Below are 18661 nucleotides of genomic sequence, written 5' to 3'. Positions count from 1 at the left end.
TCCGCGTTCCGTCAGGATCCCCTTGCACCCGCCGTCGCGGGCAGACGATGGCGCTCGTGCACCTGCTCCTCCGCCTCCTCGACGCCGGCCCCCGCTGGGGCCGCCACACCGTCGGTGCGAGCCGGTACCGCGTCGTCCGGAGCGAGCTCGTCGTCTTCGCGCCCGGCACCTCCGCCGAGGAGCGGAGGCGCCTCCGCCTGCACGCGGCCGGTCCGCAGCTGGTCGTGGCCGTGACGGCCGCCGGCGCCGTCGGGACGCTCGCGCTCGACCGGCTGCCGCTCCTCCTGCTGGCCGCGCTCGCCCTGCCGACCGCGTCGCTCCTGCTCCTCTCGGCCCGCTCGACCCGCCGCCTCCGCCAGGCCTGCGCCCGCCGGCTCGTGATCGCGGACGTCGACTCCCCCGCCGTCGCCGAGCAGGCGGCGATCGCGGCCGCGCTGCGGCGGGCCGACCGGCTGCTCGACGCCGGCGTCCTCACTCCGCTCGAGCACGAGGAGGTGTGGGCCTGCGCCCACGACCGGGTCGCGGGCCGCGTGGCTGACCGCCGCTCCCAGCCCCGGGCGGGAGGATCGGGTACGTCCGCCACCGATGGGAGCCCCTCATGACCACACCGCGCCGCGCACTGATCCTCGTCGACGTGCAGCAGGAGTACTTCAGCGGCCCGCTCGAGATCCAGTACCCGCCGCACGCGCAGTCGCTGCCGAGGATCGCCGCCGCCCTCGACTCCGCCGCCGCCGCGGGCCTCCCGATCGCCGTCGTCCAGCACAGCGCGGGCGAGGGAGCGCCGATCTTCGACCCGTCGGGTCCGTCCTTCGCGCTGCACCCGGAGATCGAGAAGCGCCGCTCGGATTCGTGGAAGAACGTCACGAAGCAGTTCGGCACGGTCTTCGCGGGGACCGACCTGCTCGACTGGCTCCGCGAGCACGACGTCGACACGATCACCCTCGTCGGCTACATGACCAACAACTGCATCCTCGCCTCGGCCGCCGAGGCGGAGACGCACGGGCTCCGCGCCGAGGTCCTCTCGGATGCGACGGGCGCGATCGCGATCGCGAACGACGCCGGCTCGATCGACGCGCACTCCCTGCACACCACGCTGATGGCGCTGCTCAACTCGAACTTCGCCGCCGTCGCCCCGACCACGGTCTGGATCTCGGCGCTGAAGGGCGAGTACACCCTCCCCATGAGCAGCCTGCCCGAGTCGGCGACGGCGGGCGCCGCTCGCTGACCCCTCCGCGCGAGATGCCGCTCCGGTGCGGCCGGCACAGCGTGTCGCGGACCGGAGCGGCACCTCGCGGAGGGAGGACGGTGCGCCTCAGCGCAGCGACTCGAGCACGGCCTCCAGCTCGTCGACGGCGAAGTCGATCTCGGCAGCGGTGACCACGAGCGGCGGCGCCAGGCGGATCGTCGAGCCGTGCGTGTCCTTGGCCAGCACTCCGCGGGCCATCAGGGCCTCGCAGACGGCGCGGCCCGAGGCGAGCCCCGGGTCGATGTCGATGCCGGCCCAGAGTCCGGCGCCGCGGACGGCCACCACTCCCCGGCCGATGAGCGCCTCGAGGCGGGCGTGCAGCTGGGCGCCGCGCTCGCGGGCGAGGGCCTGGTACTCGCCGGTCGCGAGCATCTCGACGACCGCGAGGCCGACGGCCGCGGCGAGCGGGTTGCCGCCGAAGGTGGAGCCGTGCTGGCCCGGCTGCAGGACACCGAGCACGTCGGCGTTCGCGACCACGGCCGAGACGGGGACGATGCCGCCGCCGAGCGCCTTGCCGAGCAGGTAGACGTCGGGGACGACTCCGACCAGGTCGCAGGCGAAGGTGGCGCCGGTGCGGCCGAGGCCGGACTGGATCTCATCCGCGATGAAGAGGACGTTGCGGCGAGCGGTGATCTCGCGGACGGCCGGGAGGTAGTCGGCCGGCGGCACGACGATGCCCGCCTCGCCCTGGATCGGCTCGATCAGCACGGCGACGGTGTCGTCGTCGATCGCGGCCTCGAGGGCCTCCGCGTCCCCGAACGGGACCGTGCGGAATCCGGGCGTGAACGGGGCGAAGCCGTCGCGCGCCTCCGCGTCGTCGCTGAACGAGATGATCGTGGTCGTGCGGCCGTGGAAGTTGCCCGCCGCGACGATGATGTTCGCCCGGCCCGGAGCGACGCCCTTGACCCGGTAGCCCCAGGCGCGGGCGACCTTGATGCCCGACTCGACCGCCTCCGCGCCCGTGTTCATCGGCAGGACCATGTCCTTGCCGGCGAGCGCGGCGAGCGCCGTGACGAACGGGCCGAGGCGGTCGTTGTGGAACGCGCGGCTGGTCAGGGTGACGCGGCCGAGCTGCTCGCGGGCCGCCTCCAGCAGCACCGGGTGCGAGTGGCCGAAGTTCACGGCGGAGTAGGCGGCGAGGCAGTCGAGGTAGCGGACGCCCTCGACGTCGGTGATCCAGGCGCCGTCGCCGGTGGCCGCGACGACGGGCAGCGGGTGGTAGTTGTGGGCGGCGTGCTCCTCCTCCGCGGCGATGAGGGCGGCGGAGCGGGCGGTGTCGGTGTCGGTGATGCTCATGTCGTTCCTCCTGAGGGGACGATCGACTCTCCAGGAGTCGTCGCACTCGGCGTCGAGTGCGACGGATCGTGGACAGTGGAGGGTGGGTCGGCGCTGCTGGTCGCCGACCACGGGGAGTGGGTCAGCGGCGCAGCTCGAGCGTGCAGCACTTCACGCCGCCGCCGCCGAGCAGCAGCTCGGACAGGTCGACGCCGATCGGGTTGTAGCCGCGCTCGCGCAGCTGGCGCTCGAAGCCCGTCGCGCGGGAGGCGATGACGACGTTGAGGCCGTCGGAGAAGGAGTTGAGCCCGAGCACGGACGCGTCCTCCTCCGAGACGAGGATCGCGTCGGGGTAGAGCTCGCGGAGGGTGCGGTTGCCCTCCTCGCTGAACGCGCTCGGAAGATAGGCGATGTTCGTGTCGTCGAGCACGGCGATCGCGGTGTCGAGGTGGTAGAACGACGGGTTCACGAGCTCGAGCGTGACGACCTCGCGGCCGAAGACGCGGGCGACCTCGGCGTGCGAGTCGGAGGCGGAGCGGAAGCCCGTGCCGGCGAGGATCCGCTCGCCGACGAGGAGGAAGTCGCCCTCGCCCTCGTTGACCTCCTCGGGGACGCGGACGTCGAAGCCGGCCGAGCGGAACCAGTCCATGTACGCCGGGCCCTCCGGCTGGCGCTCGGGGTAGGTGAAGGAGGCGCCGTAGGCGATGCCGTCGATCACGAATCCGCCGTTGGCCGCGTAGACCATGTCCGGCAGTCCGGCCTCGGGCTCGATCAGCTCGATGGTGAAGCCCAGATCGGCGTAGGTGTCGTAGAGGGTCTGCCACTGCCGGACGGCGAGGGAGGTGTCGGTGGGGACCTGCGGGTCCATCCACGGATTGATGCGGTAGACGACGGTGAAGTGCTCGGGACGGCACATCAGGATCGTCTTCGCGACGGGGGTTCGGGCGGGTGCCTCGGCGAGCACGGCGGTATCGGTCATTCGAGTCCTCCTGCGAAAGGATGCGGATGAGCGGACCGGGTCCAGTGGCTCCGTGCCCCGCGCATGACGCAGCGGGATGGAGCACGCTCGCGCCCAGTCTTGCACGCGCCGATCGTGCGGTTCTCGCCGTGGGGCGCACGGAACGCGCGTGAACGGTGGGTGCGGCGCGGAAAACCACCGCGGCTCTTCCGCGGGGCACTGTGATGCCGCCGCGACTCTCGCCTTGAGGCGGCTTTCCGAGGGACGACGTTGCGCCTCTCGGCGAGAAGGCCTTATCCCTCTCTCTTGTCATCGCGCTGATGACATCTGTGGAATCCGCCGCATTCTGCCCTGAATGGGGGACTTAGGGCAGCGATAAGCGGCATGGGACGATCCCTCCGGCCCGACAGTCGTCGGCCTTCTCGCTCCGACGAATCCGGATGCCCTCCTCCATGCGAACGAAGACCCTCAGCGTCTCCCTTTTCCTCGCCCTGCTCCTCTCCCTCTTCGTCGCGACCCCGGCCCAGGCCCAGGCCGCAGGATCGCCGGCCGCGCCGACGAACGTGACCGTGACCGACAACGACTGCACCGATGCGGTCACCGTCTCCTGGACGCCGTCCGCGTCGGCGACGGCCGGATATCGGATCCACGTGTCCGCCCGCTACTCGGCCTACTACTACGAAGACAACTACGGGAAGTCCTATTCGGTGAGCCTCGTCGAGACCGGGAAGACCACGACCGCCACGATCAACCTCCCCCGCTCGCAGAAGAACTATGCCTTCGAGGTGTCGAGCGTGACCGACCTCCGGGCGCCCTTCGCGGGCGGCACCGACGGCCTGCCGCTCGTTGCGTCGTCGACGCAGAGCTCGCCGAGCGAAGCCTCGTTCTTGCACTTCTGGGACGTGCCCGCACCGGGAGATTTAAGCGTTGCAGCGGACGCGTCCACGTATCTGGCTTCCGCCCGATGGGCACGACCGTCGGTCAATGGCCAGGCCTGCAACTTCGACGAGTACCGCTACACCATCAACGACTTGGCGTCATCCGACGACCCGACCGACCACGGCTACTTTGATGGCAGCCTTCCATTTACAGACACCTCCTACGACTTCCCGTACCTGCCCCACCACCGGTACGTCTTCTGCCTCTGGGCGACCTCTGAGAGCGAGGAGTCGTACGAAGGGGGAGACCACAACACCTATGCGGACTCTCCCGCCTCTTGCGCCACCTTCGGCGCCGACATCTCGGCGCCCTATTCGCCTGGCGGCGTGTACGCCGACTCCTCCGGCACCTCCATCACGGTCCAGTGGGACGCCCCGTACTACGACGGCGGCAGCCCCATCACGGGCTACAGAGTCAGCCGCAACGGCACCGACGCGGCCGGCAGCGGCCCCTGGTCGACCGTCGTCTCGGCCGACCGCCGCTCGCAGACCTTCACGAACCTCCGGCCCAACACGTCCTACACCTTCACCGTCCAGGCCATCAACGCGCTCGGCACCAGTTCCCCGACGACCTTCGTCCAGACCGCTGACCCCTACGTCGCCCCCTCCGTTCCCACGCGCGTCGCCGGCACCACGAACGACAGCGTGCGATCCGCGACGATCTCCTGGGCGCCTCCGGAGTCGGCCGGCAACCCGGCGATCACCGGCTACCGCGTCTCGCGCAACGGCGTCGACAACGCGGGCGCCGGTCCGTGGTCGACGACGGTCGCCGCCACCGCCCGCTCCTTCACGTTCACGCACCTGGCGGCGGGCGCCACCTACACGATGAGCGTCAGCGCGATCAACGCCGGAGGCGACAGCGGGGCGGCCTCGACGGTCGTGCGCATCGGCGGCACCGCCCTCACCGCCGCGACTCCGACCGTCACCGGCACCGCCGCAGTCGGCTCGACGCTCACGGCGAGCGCCGGCACCTGGGGTCCCTCCCCCGTCGCCCTCGCCTACCAGTGGCGCGCGAACGGCACCGCGATCAGCGGGGCGACCGGCACCACGTACCGTCCGGTCGCGGGCGACGCGGGCAGGGTGATCACCGTCGCCGTCACGGGCTCGAAGTCGGGCTACGTCTCGACCACGCGCGTCTCCTCCGGGACCGCTGCCGTGACCGGCGGCGCGATCACCGCTGCGACGCCGACCATCAGCGGCACCGCGAAGGTCGGTTCGACCCTCACCGCGAAGCCCGGCACCTGGGGCCCCTCCCCCGTCGCCCTCGCCTACCAGTGGAAGGCGAACGGCACCGCTCTGAGCGGGGCGACGTCAGCGACGTACACGCCGACCGGCGCCACTCTCGGCAAGACGATCACCGTGACGGTCACGGGGTCGAAGTCCGGATTCACCGCCGTGACGAAGACCTCCGCGAAGACGAGCGCCGTGGTGGCGGGCACCCTCTCCGCCGCGACCCCGACGATCACCGGCACCGCGAAGGTCGGCTCCACCCTGACCGCCAAGCCGGGCACCTGGGGTCCCTCGCCGGTGGCCCTCACCTACCAGTGGAAGGCGAACGGCACCGCGATCTCCGGGGCGACCTCCGCCACCTACAAGCCGACCAGCGCCACGGTGGGGAAGAAGATCACGGTGACCGTCACCGGCAAGAAGGCCGACTACACGACGGCGACGCGCACCTCCGCCGCCACCGCAGCGGTCGTCAAGTAGGGGATCCGACCCGGGTCGCCGGGGGAGTCTGCTTGCGCGGACTCCTCCGGCGGCCCCGGGAATCCACCACCATCGTCCCCCGGACGGGGGCCCATCCCGCCGACACCCGCCCTCGCCCGGAGGCGGGCGGCGGCTAGCATTCAGACACCGTGTCCGCCGCGGCCTCCCGCGGATCCTGCCGAAAGGCCCGCCGTGCCCGCACGCTCCCTCGCCGCGATCGGCGTCTCCGCTCTCCTGCTGGCCGGCCTCGCTGCCGGTCCGGCCGTCGCCGCCCCCGATCTCCCGAGCGCGAGCGCCGCGCAGGAGGCGTCCGCCGAGGTCGTCCTCTCCGGCACCATCGCGCTCCGCGACGCCGACGAGGAGCACCCCGCCCCCGCGAACCCGTCCTTCTACGTCCAGGTCCAGAACGCCGAGGGGGACGTGGTCGCCGAGGCGGACACGGGCGCCGACTTCTCCCTCCCCGTTCCCGGCGGCGAGCCCCTCACCGTCCGCGCGAACCTGATCGGCAGCGACGACTGGTACCCGACCTGGTTCGGCGACACCCCGGTCGCCGAGGCCGCGAGGACGACCCGGGGGACCGACGAGTCCGTCGCCATCTCCCTCCTGCGCACCGCCGAGCTGTCCGGATCGATCACCGCCGACGCGGTCCCCGGCGTCTCCTCCCCCTCCTTCGACGTGCAGGCCTGGTGGGTCGACGGAGGGACGTACTCGCTCCTCGACACCGTCCCCGTCACCGGAGCCCCCGGCGCCGCCCGCGCGTGGGACACGGGCGACCTCGCCCTGCCCGCCGGCGACTACCTCCTGCGCCTCGTGGAGCCGGGGTACCCCGCCTACGACGACCAGTACTTCTCGCGCCTGGCCCGCCTCGACGAGCGCGCGGTCGTCTCCGTGCCGCCGGGCGGCCGCAGCGGTATCGACTTCTTCCCGTCCGCCTACTCCTCCGACGTCGCCCGCCTCGCCGGGACCGACCGGTACGCGACCGCCGTCGCGGTGACCGCCTCCGGATTCGCCGACGGCGCCCCCGTCGTCTACCTCGCCAGCGGAGCGAACTGGCCGGACGCGCTGAGCGCCGGCCCCGCCGCCGCGAAGCAGGGCGGCGCCCTCCTGCTCACCGACCCGAGCGTCCTGCCCGCCGTGGTGGCGGCCGAGCTGCGCCGCCTCGCCCCGCAGCGGATCGTCGTGGTCGGCAGCGCCCTCTCCGTGAGCGAGTCGGTGCTCCAGCAGGTGAAGGCCCTCGGGATCCCGACCGAGCGCATCGAGGGCGTCGACCGCTACGACACCTCGCGCCGGATCGTCGAGGACGCCTTCCCCGACGGCAGCTACGAGAACGTCTTCGTCGCGACCGGCACCAACTTCCCGGACGCCCTCTCGGTCGCGCCGATCGCCGGCCGCCGCGCCGAGCCCGTCCTCCTCGTCGACGGCGCCCGCTCGCGCCTCGACCAGCCGACCCGTGACACCCTCGCCGGACTCGACCCCTCCTCCGTGCAGCTGCTCGGCGGTGCGCCGTCGATCTCGACCGCCGTCGAGGCAGACCTGCGCGCCGCGAAGATCGCCGGCACCGTGTCGCGCATCGCCGGGACGGACCGCCACGACACCAGCCGACGCCTCAACGACGTCTTCCCGCCGTCCGAGCTGGGCGACACCGTCTACCTCGCGACCGCCACCGGCTTCGCCGACGCGCTGGCCGTCGGCCCGGTCGCCGCGAAGCAGGGCGCCCCGCTCTACCTCAGCGAGCCGACCTGCCTGCCGCGCAGCACCCGTGTGAAGATGCAGGGCCACGACCTCGATCAGGTGCTGCTCCTCGGCAGCCCCCTGACCCTGTCGGCGCAGGTGCGCTCGCTGTCCGCCTGCTGAGACCCGAGACGCACCGCACGAGCCCTGGAGATCCATGAGCGCCACCGCCGACCGTCCCCTCCTCGTCGGCATCGAGACCGGGGGCACGAAGGTCGTCGCGGCGGTCGCCGACGCCGCTGATCCCGAGCGGATCCTCGCGACGACGACCCTGCCGACCCGCGGGCCCGCCGAGACTCTCGCCGATCTGGCCGGCTTCGTCAGCGGCCACGGAGTCGACGGCACCGTCGCCGCGGTCGGCGTCGCCTCCTTCGGCCCGCTCGACATCGACCCCGGCTCGCCGACCTACGGACACCTCACCTCCACGCCGAAGCTCGGCTGGGAGGGCACCGACGTCCTCGGCCCGATCGGCGCGGCCGCACCGGGCGCGCGGCTCGCGCTGGTCACCGACGTCAACGGAGCCGCCCTGGGCGAGGCCCGCTGGGGCGCCGGGGCCGGAGTCGACGACTTCGTCTACCTGACCGTCGGCACCGGAGTCGGCGGCGGCGTGATCGCGGGCGGACGGCTCCTCGCCGGCAGCGGCTGGCCCGAGGTCGCGCACCTGCTGCCCCGCCGCCACCCCGAGGACGGCTTCGCCGGCACCTGCCCGTTCCACGGCGACTGCCTCGAGGGCCTGGTCGCCGGTCCCGCGATCTCGGCGCGCTGGGGCGTCGACGGCTCCCGCCTCGGCACCGAGGAGGCGGCCGCGAACCTCCGCTTCAGCTCCTACTACCTCGCGCAGCTGGTCACGACGCTCGCCTACGTCGCGGGCGTGCGGCTCGCGGTCGTCGGCGGAGGCGTGTCGAAGACGCCGGGGCTCGTCCCCGCGGTCGAGGCCGAGGTCGAGCGGCTGATGGGCGCGCCCGGAGCGACGGGGACGGGCGGCGGGCGGATCCGCATCGTGCGCCCGGCCCTCGGCGACGAGTCCGGGGTGCGCGGGGCGATCTCGCTGGCGGAGTCCCTGCTCGCCTGAGCTCTACCCTCGTCCCATGAGCGACCGACCCGTCGACCCCTCCGCCCCCGACTCCGGTCGCGACGAGACGGTGGAGGAGCGATCCGACCGCAACTGGAACGAGATCCTGCAGGAGCTGCGGGTCGTGCAGACCGGCACGCAGATCCTGGGCGGCTTCCTGCTGACGCTGTGCTTCCAGCAGCGCTTCGCCGACCTCGCGCCGCCCGACGTGGCGCTCTACCTCGTGCTCGTCCTGCTCGCCGCGTGCGTCACGATCCTGGCGCTGGCGCCCGTCATCGCCCACCGGCTGCTGTTCCAGCGGCGGAGGAAGGCCGAGCTGGTGCGGTTCGGCAACCGGGTGGTCACGGTGTGCCTCGCGGCGGGATCGCTGCTGTTCGTCGGAGTCGTGGGCTTCGTGTTCGACGTCGTGCTGGGCGGGCCGGCAGGCCTCTGGGCGGGCGGAGGCGTGCTGCTGCTGCTCGCCGTGGTCTGGGCGACCGCGCCGGTCCTCCTGCGGAGGCGCTGAGGGCGGCGGAGTCTGCCCGCCCCTCCCCCGCGAGTCAACGGGGTACCCGGGTCCGCCGCGCTCTTCCTACCGTGGCCGCGAGGCGCGCACCGCGCCGACGCGAGAGGAGCACCATGGCCGACCGGACCGAGCAGCCGCAGGAGAACCCGCAGAACCACGACCACGTCGACGACGCGGGCGTCGACAAGCCCTCGCAGGCCGAGGGCGACGACACCGAGGGATCGGCCGGCTGATCGCCGCCTCGATCCCCGTCCTCCCCGCGGTCGACAGCAGCGCGGCCGTCCTCGCCGACGGCTACCTCTTCGGGACGCGGCGCTTCGACGACGTGGGCGCGGACGCGTTCCGCACCCGGATCCTCGGACGGCCCGTGATCATGGCGCGCGGCATCGAGGCGGCGCGCTTCTTCTACGAGGGCGGGCGCTTCGACCGCGAGGGCGCGCTGCCCGGCTCGGTGCTGCACCTCCTGCAGGACGAGGGCAGCGTGCAGACCCTCGAGGACGAGCCGCACCGGCGGCGGAAGCGCATGTTCCTGGATCTGGTGGAGACGCCCGAGCAGCGGTCGAGGCTGGTCTCGGCCTTCGCGCGGGAGTGGCAGGCGTCCGCCGCCCGGCTGACGGGCGAGCGGGTCCGCCTCCAGGAGGTCGCCGCGGAGGTCCTGGGCCGCGCGGTCCTGTCCTGGGCCGGCATCGAGGCCGACGAGGAGGAGGTGCTGCGGCGCACGGACGAGCTCCGGACGATGATCGAGAACGCCGGGCGCTTCGGCCCGCCCAACTGGGCCGCGCGACTCCGCCGCCGCTCGACCGAGCGGTGGGCGCGGGGTCTGATCGCGGCGAGCCGGACGGCCGGACCCTCCCCGACTCCCCTGCACCGGATCGCGCACGAGAAGGAGGACGGCGGCCTCCTGCCCGTCGAGGTCGCCGCGGTGGAGCTGATCAACGTGCTGCGGCCCACGGTCGCGGTAGGGCGCTTCGTGGTGCTGGCGGCGCTCGCGCTGCACCGGCATCCGGAGTGGCGCGAGCGGCTCGCCGACCAGGAGGAGCGCGTCGCGTTCGCGAACGAGGTGCGGCGCTTCTACCCGTTCTTCCCGATGGTCGGAGGAAGGGCCCGCCGGGAGCTGGACTTCCGCGGCGAGACGCTTCCCGCGGGGCAGTGGATGCTGCTCGACCTCTACGCGACGGACCACGGCTCGCACTGGGAGGCGCCGGGCCGCTTCGATCCGGAGCGGTTCCGGTCGCCGGTCGACCGCAACGGCTTCATCGCCCAGGGCGGCGGGCACTACGGAGGCGACCACCGGTGCCCGGGCGAGCCGGCGACCGTCGACCTGCTGTCCGCGGCGCTGGAGCTCCTGGCCGCGGGGCACCCGTACGACGTCGAGGACGGGCAGGATCTGCGCGTGAGCCTGCAGAGCTTCCCGACCGGGCCGGAGGACGGCTTCGTGGTGAGGTTCCGCTAGGGGCGGGCGGGCTCGGCGGGCGGCCTCGGCTGGGGCGGTCCTCCTCCACAGGCCGCGGTTCCGCGCGCTCTCCCCGGATCCGCTCGGGCACTCCCCGCCCGCCTCGCCCGACGAGCACGCTCGGGGGATGCAGAAGCCGAGTCAGTCCTCCGGAGCGTCGAGCTCCTCGAGCGCCCGCAGCGCCTCGCGGGCGCGCTCGAGACGATCGGCCTCGGGCTCGTCCCACCATGCCGGTCCGCGCTCGCCCAGCCCGTGCTTGGCGAGCCCGACCCTCCTGCGCGCCAGCGCCTCCGCCTCCGCGTCCTCGTGCAGCCTGGCGGAGCGCACTCCCGAGCGCCCGCGCCCGAGGTGCGAGGTGAGGCCGGCGACCACGTCCTCCGGCAGCGAGGGGTCGGTGCGCCGCCATCGGCGGCCCTTCACCACGAGCCAGCGCTCGTCGTCCTCGTCACTCACCCCGTCACCGCCGCCTCGGGTTGAGCCGGTCACCGGTGCTCGTGAGGTCCACCTGCTCCGGCAGCAGGAGCGCCTCGATGCGCCCCGCGGCGGAGAGCCGCAGCAGGTCGTCGACGAGGGCGCGCGAGCCGCCGATCAGCGTCGAGTCGAAGTCGACCTCGCTCGCGAGGTACCAGGCCCGGTCCTCCGGCCAGAGCGCGAGCGGAGTCTGCACGACGAGCCCGGAGGCGTCGGCGAAGCCCGCCGCGCGCGCCCACGCGGTGTCCTCGAGCACCCTGACGTCGAGCGAGAGCAGAGGCCCCTCCCGCCCCGGCAGCTCGACCGTCGCCGCGGCGGCGGTCTCGGGGTGCTCCCAGCCGGTCGGCCGGGTGTCGCTCATCCACTCGGGCAGCTCGTCCGAGGCGTCCGCGCGGGAGATCAGGATCCGCGACCCGCCGCTCAGCACGCCGAACCCCTCCCAGAACACGGCGAGGCAGTCCTCGGGGGTGCTCGTGTGCTCCGCGAGCACGGCGGCGACGGCCGCGAGCTCGTCGAGCGGGAGCACTCCGAGGCGGGGCTCCGCGTACTCGTCGGGATGCTCGCCGGTGAGCGAGTACCACTGCGCGAGCGGATGCAGGAGCGTCCCCTCCCGCTCGGCGACCTCGCGCCAGCGCCGAGGCGGGTCGTCGGAGGGGTGCAGGATCCGCACGGCCGCCTCGAACAGCGGAGGGACGATTCCCTCGAAGCGCCCGAACGCGCCGAGAGCGCCCAGCATCGGCTCCGCCCGCCCAGCGTCCCGCTCGGCGCGCAGGGGCGCGTCCCGGGGTGTCGGCTCGACCATCGGCCCAGGCTAGCGCTGGACGGTCGCTCCGCTCAGGGCGGAGAGGGCCCGCTGCGGCCCCGTCTCGCGGGCGAGGCCCTCGGCGAGCGCCGTCAGCCGTTCCCGGGCGGGAGCGTCGAGTGCGAGCATCCGCCGCGCAGCCTCCGCGAGCTGTCCCGCGGATGCGGCGTTGGGGTCGAGCACGGCGGCGAATCCGGCGTCCTCGAGTGCGGCCGCCCCCGCGAACTGGTCCGTCGAGAACGGCAGGACGACGAGCGGCACGCCCGCGGTCATCGCCTCCGTGACGCTGTTGTTGCCGCCGTGGCTGACCGCGAGCGCGGCCCGGCGCAGGAGCGCGACCTGCGGCAGGAAGCCGCGGACCAGCCAGCCCTCGGGGACCTCGCCCAGGGCCGAGCGCTCGGTCGCGCCGGAGGCGAGAGCCACCCGGACGGGCCTGCCCCCGACCTCGACGCCGGCCAGGGCCTCGACGACCCGGGCGAGCACGTCGTCGCGCACCGAGAGGAAGCTGCCGAAGCTCACGTAGACGACCGGGTCCTCGGACGCGGCGAGCCACTCCTCGACCTCCGCGTCGTCGGGCTCCTCGCGGACGGCGGAGCCGAGGAACGCGTGCGGCGGCAGCTGAGCGGTGCGGGCCGAGTCGTGGAGCTCGCCCGGGTAGTTGAGCAGCAGGACGTCGCCGCTCTCGGCGAAGGCGTCGGCGCTGGGCGCCGCCCCGGGGTCGAGGGTGGTGAGGGCGGCGTTCCACTCCGCGGTGAAGGAGTCGCGCACACGCTCGCAGAGGGCGCGGAGCGCATCGAGGTCGTCGGGCTCCGGAGCGAAGGCGTCCGGCCAGACCGGAGGGAAGCCGTAGACCTCGCCGGGCACCGTGAGCGCGCTGGGGTGGCCGAGCACGACGTCGCCGTAGGGCACGCGGAGTGCCTTCAGCGCCACGCGCGCGGTGAAGGCGAGGTGGTCGACCACGATCGCGTCGGACTGCACCTCGTCGAGGATCACGCGCAGGCGCGCGGCGACGCCGGCCGGATCCCAGAGCAGGTCGGTGAGCCGCTCCCGCGCCTGGTAGGCGAGGGTCGGGACCATCCCGCGCCGGGTGGCGTCGAAGAAGCCGCGGAGGGACGCGCCCTCGTCGGGCGCCTGCTCCTCCGCGCGGATCGTGCCCGGGTTGGAGCCGCGCCCCAGCCGGAGCGCGATGTGCTCGAATCCGAAGCCGTCCACGATGGAGCGCGTCGCGTCGCCGGTGGCCACGACGACGCGCTCGCCCGCCTCCTGCCACGCCGTGCCGAGGGTCGCCAGCGGCAGCAGGTGCGACGCGTAGTCGGGGCTGATGATCAGCAGGGTCACGAGGCCCCCAGCACGAGCGGCGAGCGGAGGGGACGCTCCTGGTCCGCGGTCGCGTGCGCGTAGACGCCCGAGAGGGCATGAGCCATGGCCTGCACCGTGTAGCGCTCGGCGACCATCGCACGCCCGCGGGCCGCGGCGTGCTCGCCGAGAGGCCCTCCTGCGAGATCCAGTGCGGCGGCGGCGCCGGCGGCGAGTGCCGCGGGGTCGGCGGTGTCGACCAGGAAGCCGGTCTCCCCCTCCTCGACGTAGGTCGCGGGCCCGCCTGTCGCCGGAGCGACGACGACCAGTCCTGCGGAGAGCGCCTCGAGGAGGGCGATGCCGAACTCCTCCTTGACGCTCGCGCAGACGTAGGCGCCTCCCGGAGCAGAGAGCCCCGGTCGGCCGTGCCGGATCGCGCCGAGCCAGCGGGCCACGGTCCCGTTCGGGCGGTGGCCGGCCAGGAGCAGCCCGTCGGACGCGACGGCGCGGACGCGGTCGAGCTGCTCGCGTTCGTCGGGGCTCGGGTCGGCGAGGTCGCCGCCGACCAGGAGCAGGTTGGCGCGCTCCCGGAGCGAGGGGTCGGACGCCCAGGCCTCGGCGAGCGCCGCCATCCCCTTCACCCGGTGCAGGCGGCCCACGCTGAGCAGCAGCGGGAGGCCGCGGCGGTGCTCGGGCAGCTCCTCCAGCAGGAGGTCGAGCGAGGCCAGGTCCCCGCCCTCGTCCAGCGCGACCGGCTCACCGGCGGCGGAGGCCCGTGCGGCCGCCTCGCCGCGCTCGACCAGGCCGACGTCGATCCCCTCCGGGACGATCGTGTGCCGCTCCGGGTGCGCGGTGATGTCGACGCCGATCAGCTCGCGGATGGTCGCCGCCAGCTCCTCCCGCGGGAACAGGACGGTGTGCGCGGCGTCGGCGGCCAGGCGCTGCACCAGGCGCACGCGGAACCAGAAGTGCTCGGCGGCGTCGCGCTCACCGAAGTCCGCGCGGGTGAGGGCGCCGGAGGCGTCCAGGCCCGCGATCAGGGCGTGCGGGTCCGGAGCGAGGGTGAACACGACGGGGATCTCGAGCTCCCGGGCGACCGCGGCCGCCGCGAGGGATCCGACGTCCGCCATGCGCAGGTGCAGCACGTCGACCCGGCCGGCCGCGCGCAGGATCCGGCGGATGCCGCGCTCGGCGGCGATGCGACGGCTCCACGCCTGAGGCATGGCCACGGGCGGCCCCACGAACGGGACCGGAGCGAAGCCGTGGCCGGAGTCGGGCAGCTCGCCGAGCGCGCGCTCGGCCTCGGCCGGAGTCCCGCGCGAGAGCGTGAGCACCCGGTCGATGCCCTCCTGCTCGACGAGCGAGTCGCCCAGGCGCACCAGCAGGGTCGCGATGCCGCCGTTGTCGCCGGCGCCCACCCGCGTCAGGGTGCCGTCGATGTCGGCGTGGACGAAGAGCTGCGCGACCGTCGGCCCTGCCTCCACGGCCGGTGCGGGGGCGAGGTCGCCGAGGGCGAGCCGGGCGAGGGGCCCGATGGGCGCCGCCTCCTCGGCCAGGCCGGTGAGCAGGAGCTCGGCGTCGTCGGAGCCGCGCTCGCCGAGCGCGTCCGTCGCGGCGGCCCGCGCCTCCAGCCCCTCCGCGTGATCGGCGGCCACGTGCAGGAGGGTGCGCGCGGCGATCGTGCCGGGCACGAGGCCCAGGGTCTCGACGAGCCGTGCCCGGGCCGCCGCTCCGCGCTCGCCGAGCAGCGCGCCCTCGAGCGCGACGGCGACGAGGTCGGGGGTCGAGGAGGCCCAGAGCAGGACGGTGCGCTGCGCGAGCATGCCCGAGAAGCCGCCGTCGCGGACCAGGCGCAGCAGCGGTCCGAGCGCAGCGGGGCGGGGCAGGCGCCCGCCGAAGGCCCAGGCGGCGTGCTCGCGGAGGTACGGGCGCTCGTCCTCGAGCAGCATCAGCAGCGCGAGGTCGGCCTCCTCGTCGAAGACCTGCGCGAGCGAGTGCACGGCCGCGATCGCGGTGAGCTGGTCCGAGGGGTCCAGAGCGGCGCGGGTGAGCAGGCGCACCGCGCGGCCGCCGCCGTCGCTCACCGCGGCGACCGTCAGCTCATCCGCCATCCGGACGGCCTCGAGCAGAGTGGGAGCGGCGCGCACGGCGTCGAGAGCGGTCTGCGTGGCCATGGTTCACCTGGTCTGTCGGAGTGGAGAGTGCGACGGAGCGCGACTCCCGACCGCTGGAGCGGCCCGGGAGGAGCGGGCCGGTACCGAGCATGCCGCGTGGGCGGCTGGGATTTCGCCACTTGCGTCGGATCTCCTCCCGCGGTACGGCCTCCTGTCAAGGGGGTGATGGCCGCAGTTCGTTTGCGCAACGCGCGAGGATCCTCAGCCGCGGGTCCACTCCAGGAGCCGCTCGACCGGCCAGGTGGTCACGATCCGCTCCTCCGGGACGCCGAGCCGCTCCGCCCGCTCCGCCCCGTAGTCGAGCAGGCCCAGCTGACCCGGAGCATGCGCGTCGCTGTCGATCGAGAACAGGCAGCCCTCCTCGAGCGCGAGCGCGATCAGCTCGTCCGGCGGGTCCTCGCGCTCGGGGCGGGCGTTGATCTCGACCGCGGTGGAGTGGTCGGCGCACGCGCGGAACACGGCCCGGGCGTCGAAGGTCGACGGCGGGCGGGTGCCGCGCTCGCCCGACACCAGCCGCCCCGTGACGTGGCCGAGGACGTCGGTCCGCGGATCCGAGGCCGCCGCGACCAGCCGGGCCGTCATCTCACGGGAGGGCAGCCGCAGCTTCGAGTGGGCGCTCGCGACGACCACGTCGAGGCGGTCCAGCAGCTCGTTCGTCTGGTCGAGCGCGCCGTCCTCGAGGACGTCCACCTCGATCCCGCTGAGCAGCCGCAGGGGCCCGGTGTCGAGGCCCGCGAGATGGGCCAGCTGCTCCTCCAGCCGCTCCGCGCTGAGACCGTGGGCGACCCGGAGCCGCGGCGAGTGATCGGTGAGCGCCAGGTACTCGTGGCCGAGCGCGCGGGCCGCGTCCACCATCGCGAGGACGGGCGTCGCCCCGTCGGACCACTCGCTGTGGCTGTGGAGGTCGCCGCGCAGCCGTCCCCGCAGCGCGCTCGCGGGCGGAGGAGCCGAGCCGCGCAGCTCCGCGAGGTAGTCGGGCACCCGGCCCGACCGCGCCTGCTCGATCACCGTGAAGGTCGTGTCGCCGATCCCGGAGGCCCGCCGCACGAGGGCGAGGTCGTCCCGCTCGGCGGACGCCATCCCCTCCAGCACCGCGGCCGCCCGGCGGAACGCCTTCGCCCGGTAGCGGGAGGCCCGCTCCCGCTCGAGCAGTGCTGCGATCTCCTCGAGTGCCGCGATCGGGTCCATGCGCCCGGTCTACCACGGCGCCCGCCGCGGCCTCACCCCCTCGACGGCGGCCTCGGCTCCGGCCCCCGGCCTCATCCCGCCTCGGCCCCGCCCCGGTCCCGGCCCCTCGACGCTGGGAACCGGCCGAGCCCCGTTGCCGACCGCAACGATCGAGATATATCGTGACTCTCGTCCACTCGCGATGTATCGCGTTTCAGAAAGGCACCCCGGTGCAGGAGGAGGAGCTCATGTCCCTCGAGAAATGGCTCGTACAGGCCGGCGAGACGAAGGTCATCGACCTCGACGTCGTCCGCTCGGTCAAGGTCGCCCTCGTCGGCGGCCAGATCGACGTCATCGCCCACGACGAGCCGACCGCTCGCGTGGAGGTCCACAGCGTCGACGGTCGCCCGCTCAAGGTCTCGATGGACGGCGACCGCCTCGAGATCGACCACGTCCAGCTCCGCTGGGACACCATCGTCGATGTCGTGAAGGGTCTCGGCCGCCGCGGCGACCGCGCCGACATCAGCCTCCTCGTCCCCCGCGGCGTCGACCTCAAGTTCGACACCGTCTCGGCCGACGGCCTGGTCTCGGGTCTCCACAGCGACGCCCGCGTCTCGACGGTCGGCGGCGACATCGTCGTCGACGGCCTGCACGGCGACATCGAGGTGAACACCGTCCACGGCGAGCTCTCGGTCCGCAGCCACACCGGCCGCGTCACCGCGCGCACCGTCTCCGGCGACGTCACCGCGACCGGCGAGCTCACCCGCTTCACCGTCGACGGCGTCTCGGGCAGCGTGTTCGTCGACGCCGAGGGCACCCCCGACCGGATCCAGGCCAACACCGTCAGCGGCGACCTCACGATCCGCGTCGACGAGGGCCTCGGCGCCCGCTACCGCATCAACACCGTCTCGGGCACGCTCCAGCTCGACGGCTCCGTCGTCAAGGGCACCTTCGGCCGGGGCTTCACCTCGACCACGGGCTCGCTCGACTCGAAGTGGGTCGACGTCGCCGCCAACTCCGTCTCGGGAGACGTGGTCGTCGTCCGCCGGTCCGTCGCCGCGTCCTCCGCCTCGGTGGGCGAGGGCTGGGGCTCTCCCGGCACCGGCCCCGCCGACGATCGCCGCCCGATGGACGGGAGCTCGCTGTGAGCCCCGTCTTCGCGCACGGCCGCCTGCGCCTCTACCTGCTCAACCTCCTCGCCGAGTCGCCGCGCCACGGCTACGAGCTGATCCAGGCGCTCAGCGAGCGTTTCGGCGGCACCTACGCGCCCAGCGCCGGCACGGTCTACCCGCGCCTCGCGAAGCTCGAGGAGGAGGGACTCGTCACGAAGGAGGCCGACGGCCGCAAGACGGTCTACTCCATCACCGACGCCGGCCGCGCCGAGCTCGCGAACCGCGCGACCGACCTGGGCGACATCGAGGAGGAGCTCACCGACTCCGTCCGCCGGCTCGCCGACGAGGTCCGCCTCGGCGTCGCGGAGGCGATGAAGAGCCTCCGCGCCGACCTGGCCAGCGCCGCCCGCGACTCGCGGGAGCCCGGACGCCGACCGGAGCACTCCGCCGAGGAGCCGCGTCCGCAGGACACGTCCGGCACCCCCTCCGAGCAGCCCGCGCCGGAGCAGACCGCGCCGGTCTCGCCCGACGCGCGCACCGCCTCGCGGATCGCCCTGCGCGACGCCGAGGTACTGCTCACCGAGTTCCGCGACGAGCTGCGCGCGGAGCTGCGCACCGCCGCCTCCTCGGGATCCGTGACGACCGCGAGCGTCGACGCCCTGCGCGCCGCGCTCGACGAGGCCCGCGCCTCGGTCCGCTCCACCCTGGACTGAGCCCGGACACCGCACCGCCCGGAGGGCGGGGATCCCGCCCG

Annotated in this window: 16 protein-coding genes; 9 read left to right on the top strand and 7 right to left on the bottom strand. The window is 73.9% G+C overall.

The annotated features are described in order from the left end of the window. The first annotated feature begins 56 nt into the window (after window positions 1–56). Window positions 57–602, top strand: a complete 546-nt coding sequence (locus tag C5C56_RS09565; protein WP_146086473.1) for a DUF6611 family protein — start codon at window positions 57–59, stop codon at window positions 600–602. After that, a complete protein-coding gene (locus C5C56_RS09560) occupies window positions 599–1225 on the top strand; it encodes an isochorismatase family protein (RefSeq protein WP_104233860.1) in 627 nt (208 codons plus the stop codon). The genes C5C56_RS09565 and C5C56_RS09560 overlap by 4 nt, the downstream gene beginning before the upstream one ends. Before the next feature lie 87 nt (window positions 1226–1312). On the opposite strand, the gene rocD is transcribed toward C5C56_RS09560, so the two are convergent. Together rocD and ddaH are read right to left on the bottom strand one after the other, a co-directional pair. Continuing rightward, on the bottom strand, window positions 1313–2542 hold the full coding sequence (gene rocD / locus C5C56_RS09555) for an ornithine--oxo-acid transaminase (RefSeq protein WP_181137580.1): 1230 nt from the start codon (window positions 2540–2542) through the stop codon (window positions 1313–1315). Window positions 2543–2663: 121 nt separating this feature from the next. Further along, window positions 2664–3500, bottom strand: coding sequence for a dimethylargininase (ddaH, locus tag C5C56_RS09550; protein WP_104226838.1), 837 nt, complete (start codon window positions 3498–3500; stop codon window positions 2664–2666). A 431-nt stretch (window positions 3501–3931) separates the two neighbouring features. Here ddaH and C5C56_RS09545 point away from each other — a divergent pair, with 431 nt between their 5' ends. The 5 genes from C5C56_RS09545 (at window position 3932) to C5C56_RS18440 (ending at window position 10885) form a co-directional block, all read left to right on the top strand. After that, window positions 3932–6124 carry a fibronectin type III domain-containing protein gene (locus C5C56_RS09545; protein ID WP_181137579.1) on the top strand — a complete coding sequence of 731 codons (2193 nt, stop codon included), beginning with the start codon at window positions 3932–3934 and terminating at the stop codon, window positions 6122–6124. Between the two features lie 192 nt (window positions 6125–6316). After that, a complete protein-coding gene (locus tag C5C56_RS09540; protein WP_104319470.1) occupies window positions 6317–7978 on the top strand; it encodes a cell wall-binding repeat-containing protein in 1662 nt (553 codons plus the stop codon). Between the two features lie 34 nt (window positions 7979–8012). Further along, complete coding sequence (locus tag C5C56_RS09535) at window positions 8013–8927, top strand: ROK family protein (protein WP_104247415.1); 915 nt, start codon at window positions 8013–8015, stop codon at window positions 8925–8927. A 16-nt stretch (window positions 8928–8943) separates the two neighbouring features. Next, window positions 8944–9432 (top strand): DUF6328 family protein, encoded by a 489-nt coding sequence (locus tag C5C56_RS09530; RefSeq protein WP_104223741.1) that lies wholly within the window; start codon window positions 8944–8946, stop codon window positions 9430–9432. A gap of 325 nt (window positions 9433–9757) precedes the next feature. Further along, window positions 9758–10885, top strand: a complete 1128-nt coding sequence (locus tag C5C56_RS18440) for a cytochrome P450 (RefSeq protein ID WP_104319469.1) — start codon at window positions 9758–9760, stop codon at window positions 10883–10885. Between the two features lie 141 nt (window positions 10886–11026). Here C5C56_RS18440 and C5C56_RS09520 read toward each other — a convergent pair whose 3' ends face one another. The 5 genes from C5C56_RS09520 to C5C56_RS09500 all read right to left on the bottom strand — a co-directional run bounded on the left by C5C56_RS09520 (window position 11027) and on the right by C5C56_RS09500 (window position 16816). Further along, entirely contained in the window at window positions 11027–11338 is a 312-nt protein-coding gene (locus C5C56_RS09520; RefSeq protein WP_104223799.1) for a biopolymer transporter Tol, read from the bottom strand. A gap of 4 nt (window positions 11339–11342) precedes the next feature. Next, window positions 11343–12158 carry a hypothetical protein gene (locus C5C56_RS09515; protein ID WP_104319468.1) on the bottom strand — a complete coding sequence of 272 codons (816 nt, stop codon included), beginning with the start codon at window positions 12156–12158 and terminating at the stop codon, window positions 11343–11345. 9 nt (window positions 12159–12167) lie between these two features. Then, window positions 12168–13496: a glycosyltransferase gene (locus C5C56_RS09510; protein WP_104319467.1), complete on the bottom strand. Its 1329-nt coding sequence runs from the start codon at window positions 13494–13496 to the stop codon at window positions 12168–12170. Then, complete coding sequence (locus C5C56_RS09505; RefSeq protein ID WP_104319466.1) at window positions 13493–15628, bottom strand: glycosyltransferase; 2136 nt, start codon at window positions 15626–15628, stop codon at window positions 13493–13495. Before C5C56_RS09505 ends, C5C56_RS09510 begins: the two co-directional genes overlap by 4 nt. Window positions 15629–15829: 201 nt before the next feature. Continuing rightward, window positions 15830–16816 carry a PHP domain-containing protein gene (locus C5C56_RS09500; RefSeq protein ID WP_104223746.1) on the bottom strand — a complete coding sequence of 329 codons (987 nt, stop codon included), beginning with the start codon at window positions 16814–16816 and terminating at the stop codon, window positions 15830–15832. Between the two features lie 227 nt (window positions 16817–17043). On the opposite strand from C5C56_RS09500, the gene C5C56_RS09495 reads away from it, so the two are divergent. After that, window positions 17044–17943 (top strand): hypothetical protein, encoded by a 900-nt coding sequence (locus C5C56_RS09495; RefSeq protein ID WP_244230533.1) that lies wholly within the window; start codon window positions 17044–17046, stop codon window positions 17941–17943. Further along, window positions 17940–18620: a PadR family transcriptional regulator gene (locus C5C56_RS09490; RefSeq protein ID WP_104247409.1), complete on the top strand. Its 681-nt coding sequence runs from the start codon at window positions 17940–17942 to the stop codon at window positions 18618–18620. The genes C5C56_RS09495 and C5C56_RS09490 overlap by 4 nt, the downstream gene beginning before the upstream one ends. Window positions 18621–18661: the final 41 nt, after the last annotated feature.

Origin of the sequence: Rathayibacter sp. AY1D1 (assembly GCF_002932635.1) — a bacterium.
Taxonomy (GTDB): Bacteria; Actinomycetota; Actinomycetes; order Actinomycetales; family Microbacteriaceae; genus Rathayibacter.
This window is presented reverse-complemented; position numbering and strand designations above follow the sequence as displayed.

Bases quoted from the DNA above. Each gene is read 5' to 3' on its own strand.
- C5C56_RS09560 (WP_104233860.1), top strand. From the start codon at position 599: ATGACCACACCGCGCCGCGCACTGATCCTCGTCGACGTGCAGCAGGAG.
- rocD (WP_181137580.1), bottom strand. From the start codon at position 2,542: ATGAGCATCACCGACACCGACACCGCCCGCTCCGCCGCCCTCATCGCC.
- ddaH (WP_104226838.1), bottom strand. From the start codon at position 3,500: ATGACCGATACCGCCGTGCTCGCCGAGGCACCCGCCCGAACCCCCGTC.
- C5C56_RS09545 (WP_181137579.1), top strand. From the start codon at position 3,932: ATGCGAACGAAGACCCTCAGCGTCTCCCTTTTCCTCGCCCTGCTCCTC.
- C5C56_RS09535 (WP_104247415.1), top strand. From the start codon at position 8,013: ATGAGCGCCACCGCCGACCGTCCCCTCCTCGTCGGCATCGAGACCGGG.
- C5C56_RS09530 (WP_104223741.1), top strand. From the start codon at position 8,944: ATGAGCGACCGACCCGTCGACCCCTCCGCCCCCGACTCCGGTCGCGAC.
- C5C56_RS09515 (WP_104319468.1), bottom strand. From the start codon at position 12,158: ATGGTCGAGCCGACACCCCGGGACGCGCCCCTGCGCGCCGAGCGGGAC.
- C5C56_RS09505 (WP_104319466.1), bottom strand. From the start codon at position 15,628: ATGGCCACGCAGACCGCTCTCGACGCCGTGCGCGCCGCTCCCACTCTG.
- C5C56_RS09500 (WP_104223746.1), bottom strand. From the start codon at position 16,816: ATGGACCCGATCGCGGCACTCGAGGAGATCGCAGCACTGCTCGAGCGG.
- C5C56_RS09495 (WP_244230533.1), top strand. From the start codon at position 17,044: ATGTCCCTCGAGAAATGGCTCGTACAGGCCGGCGAGACGAAGGTCATC.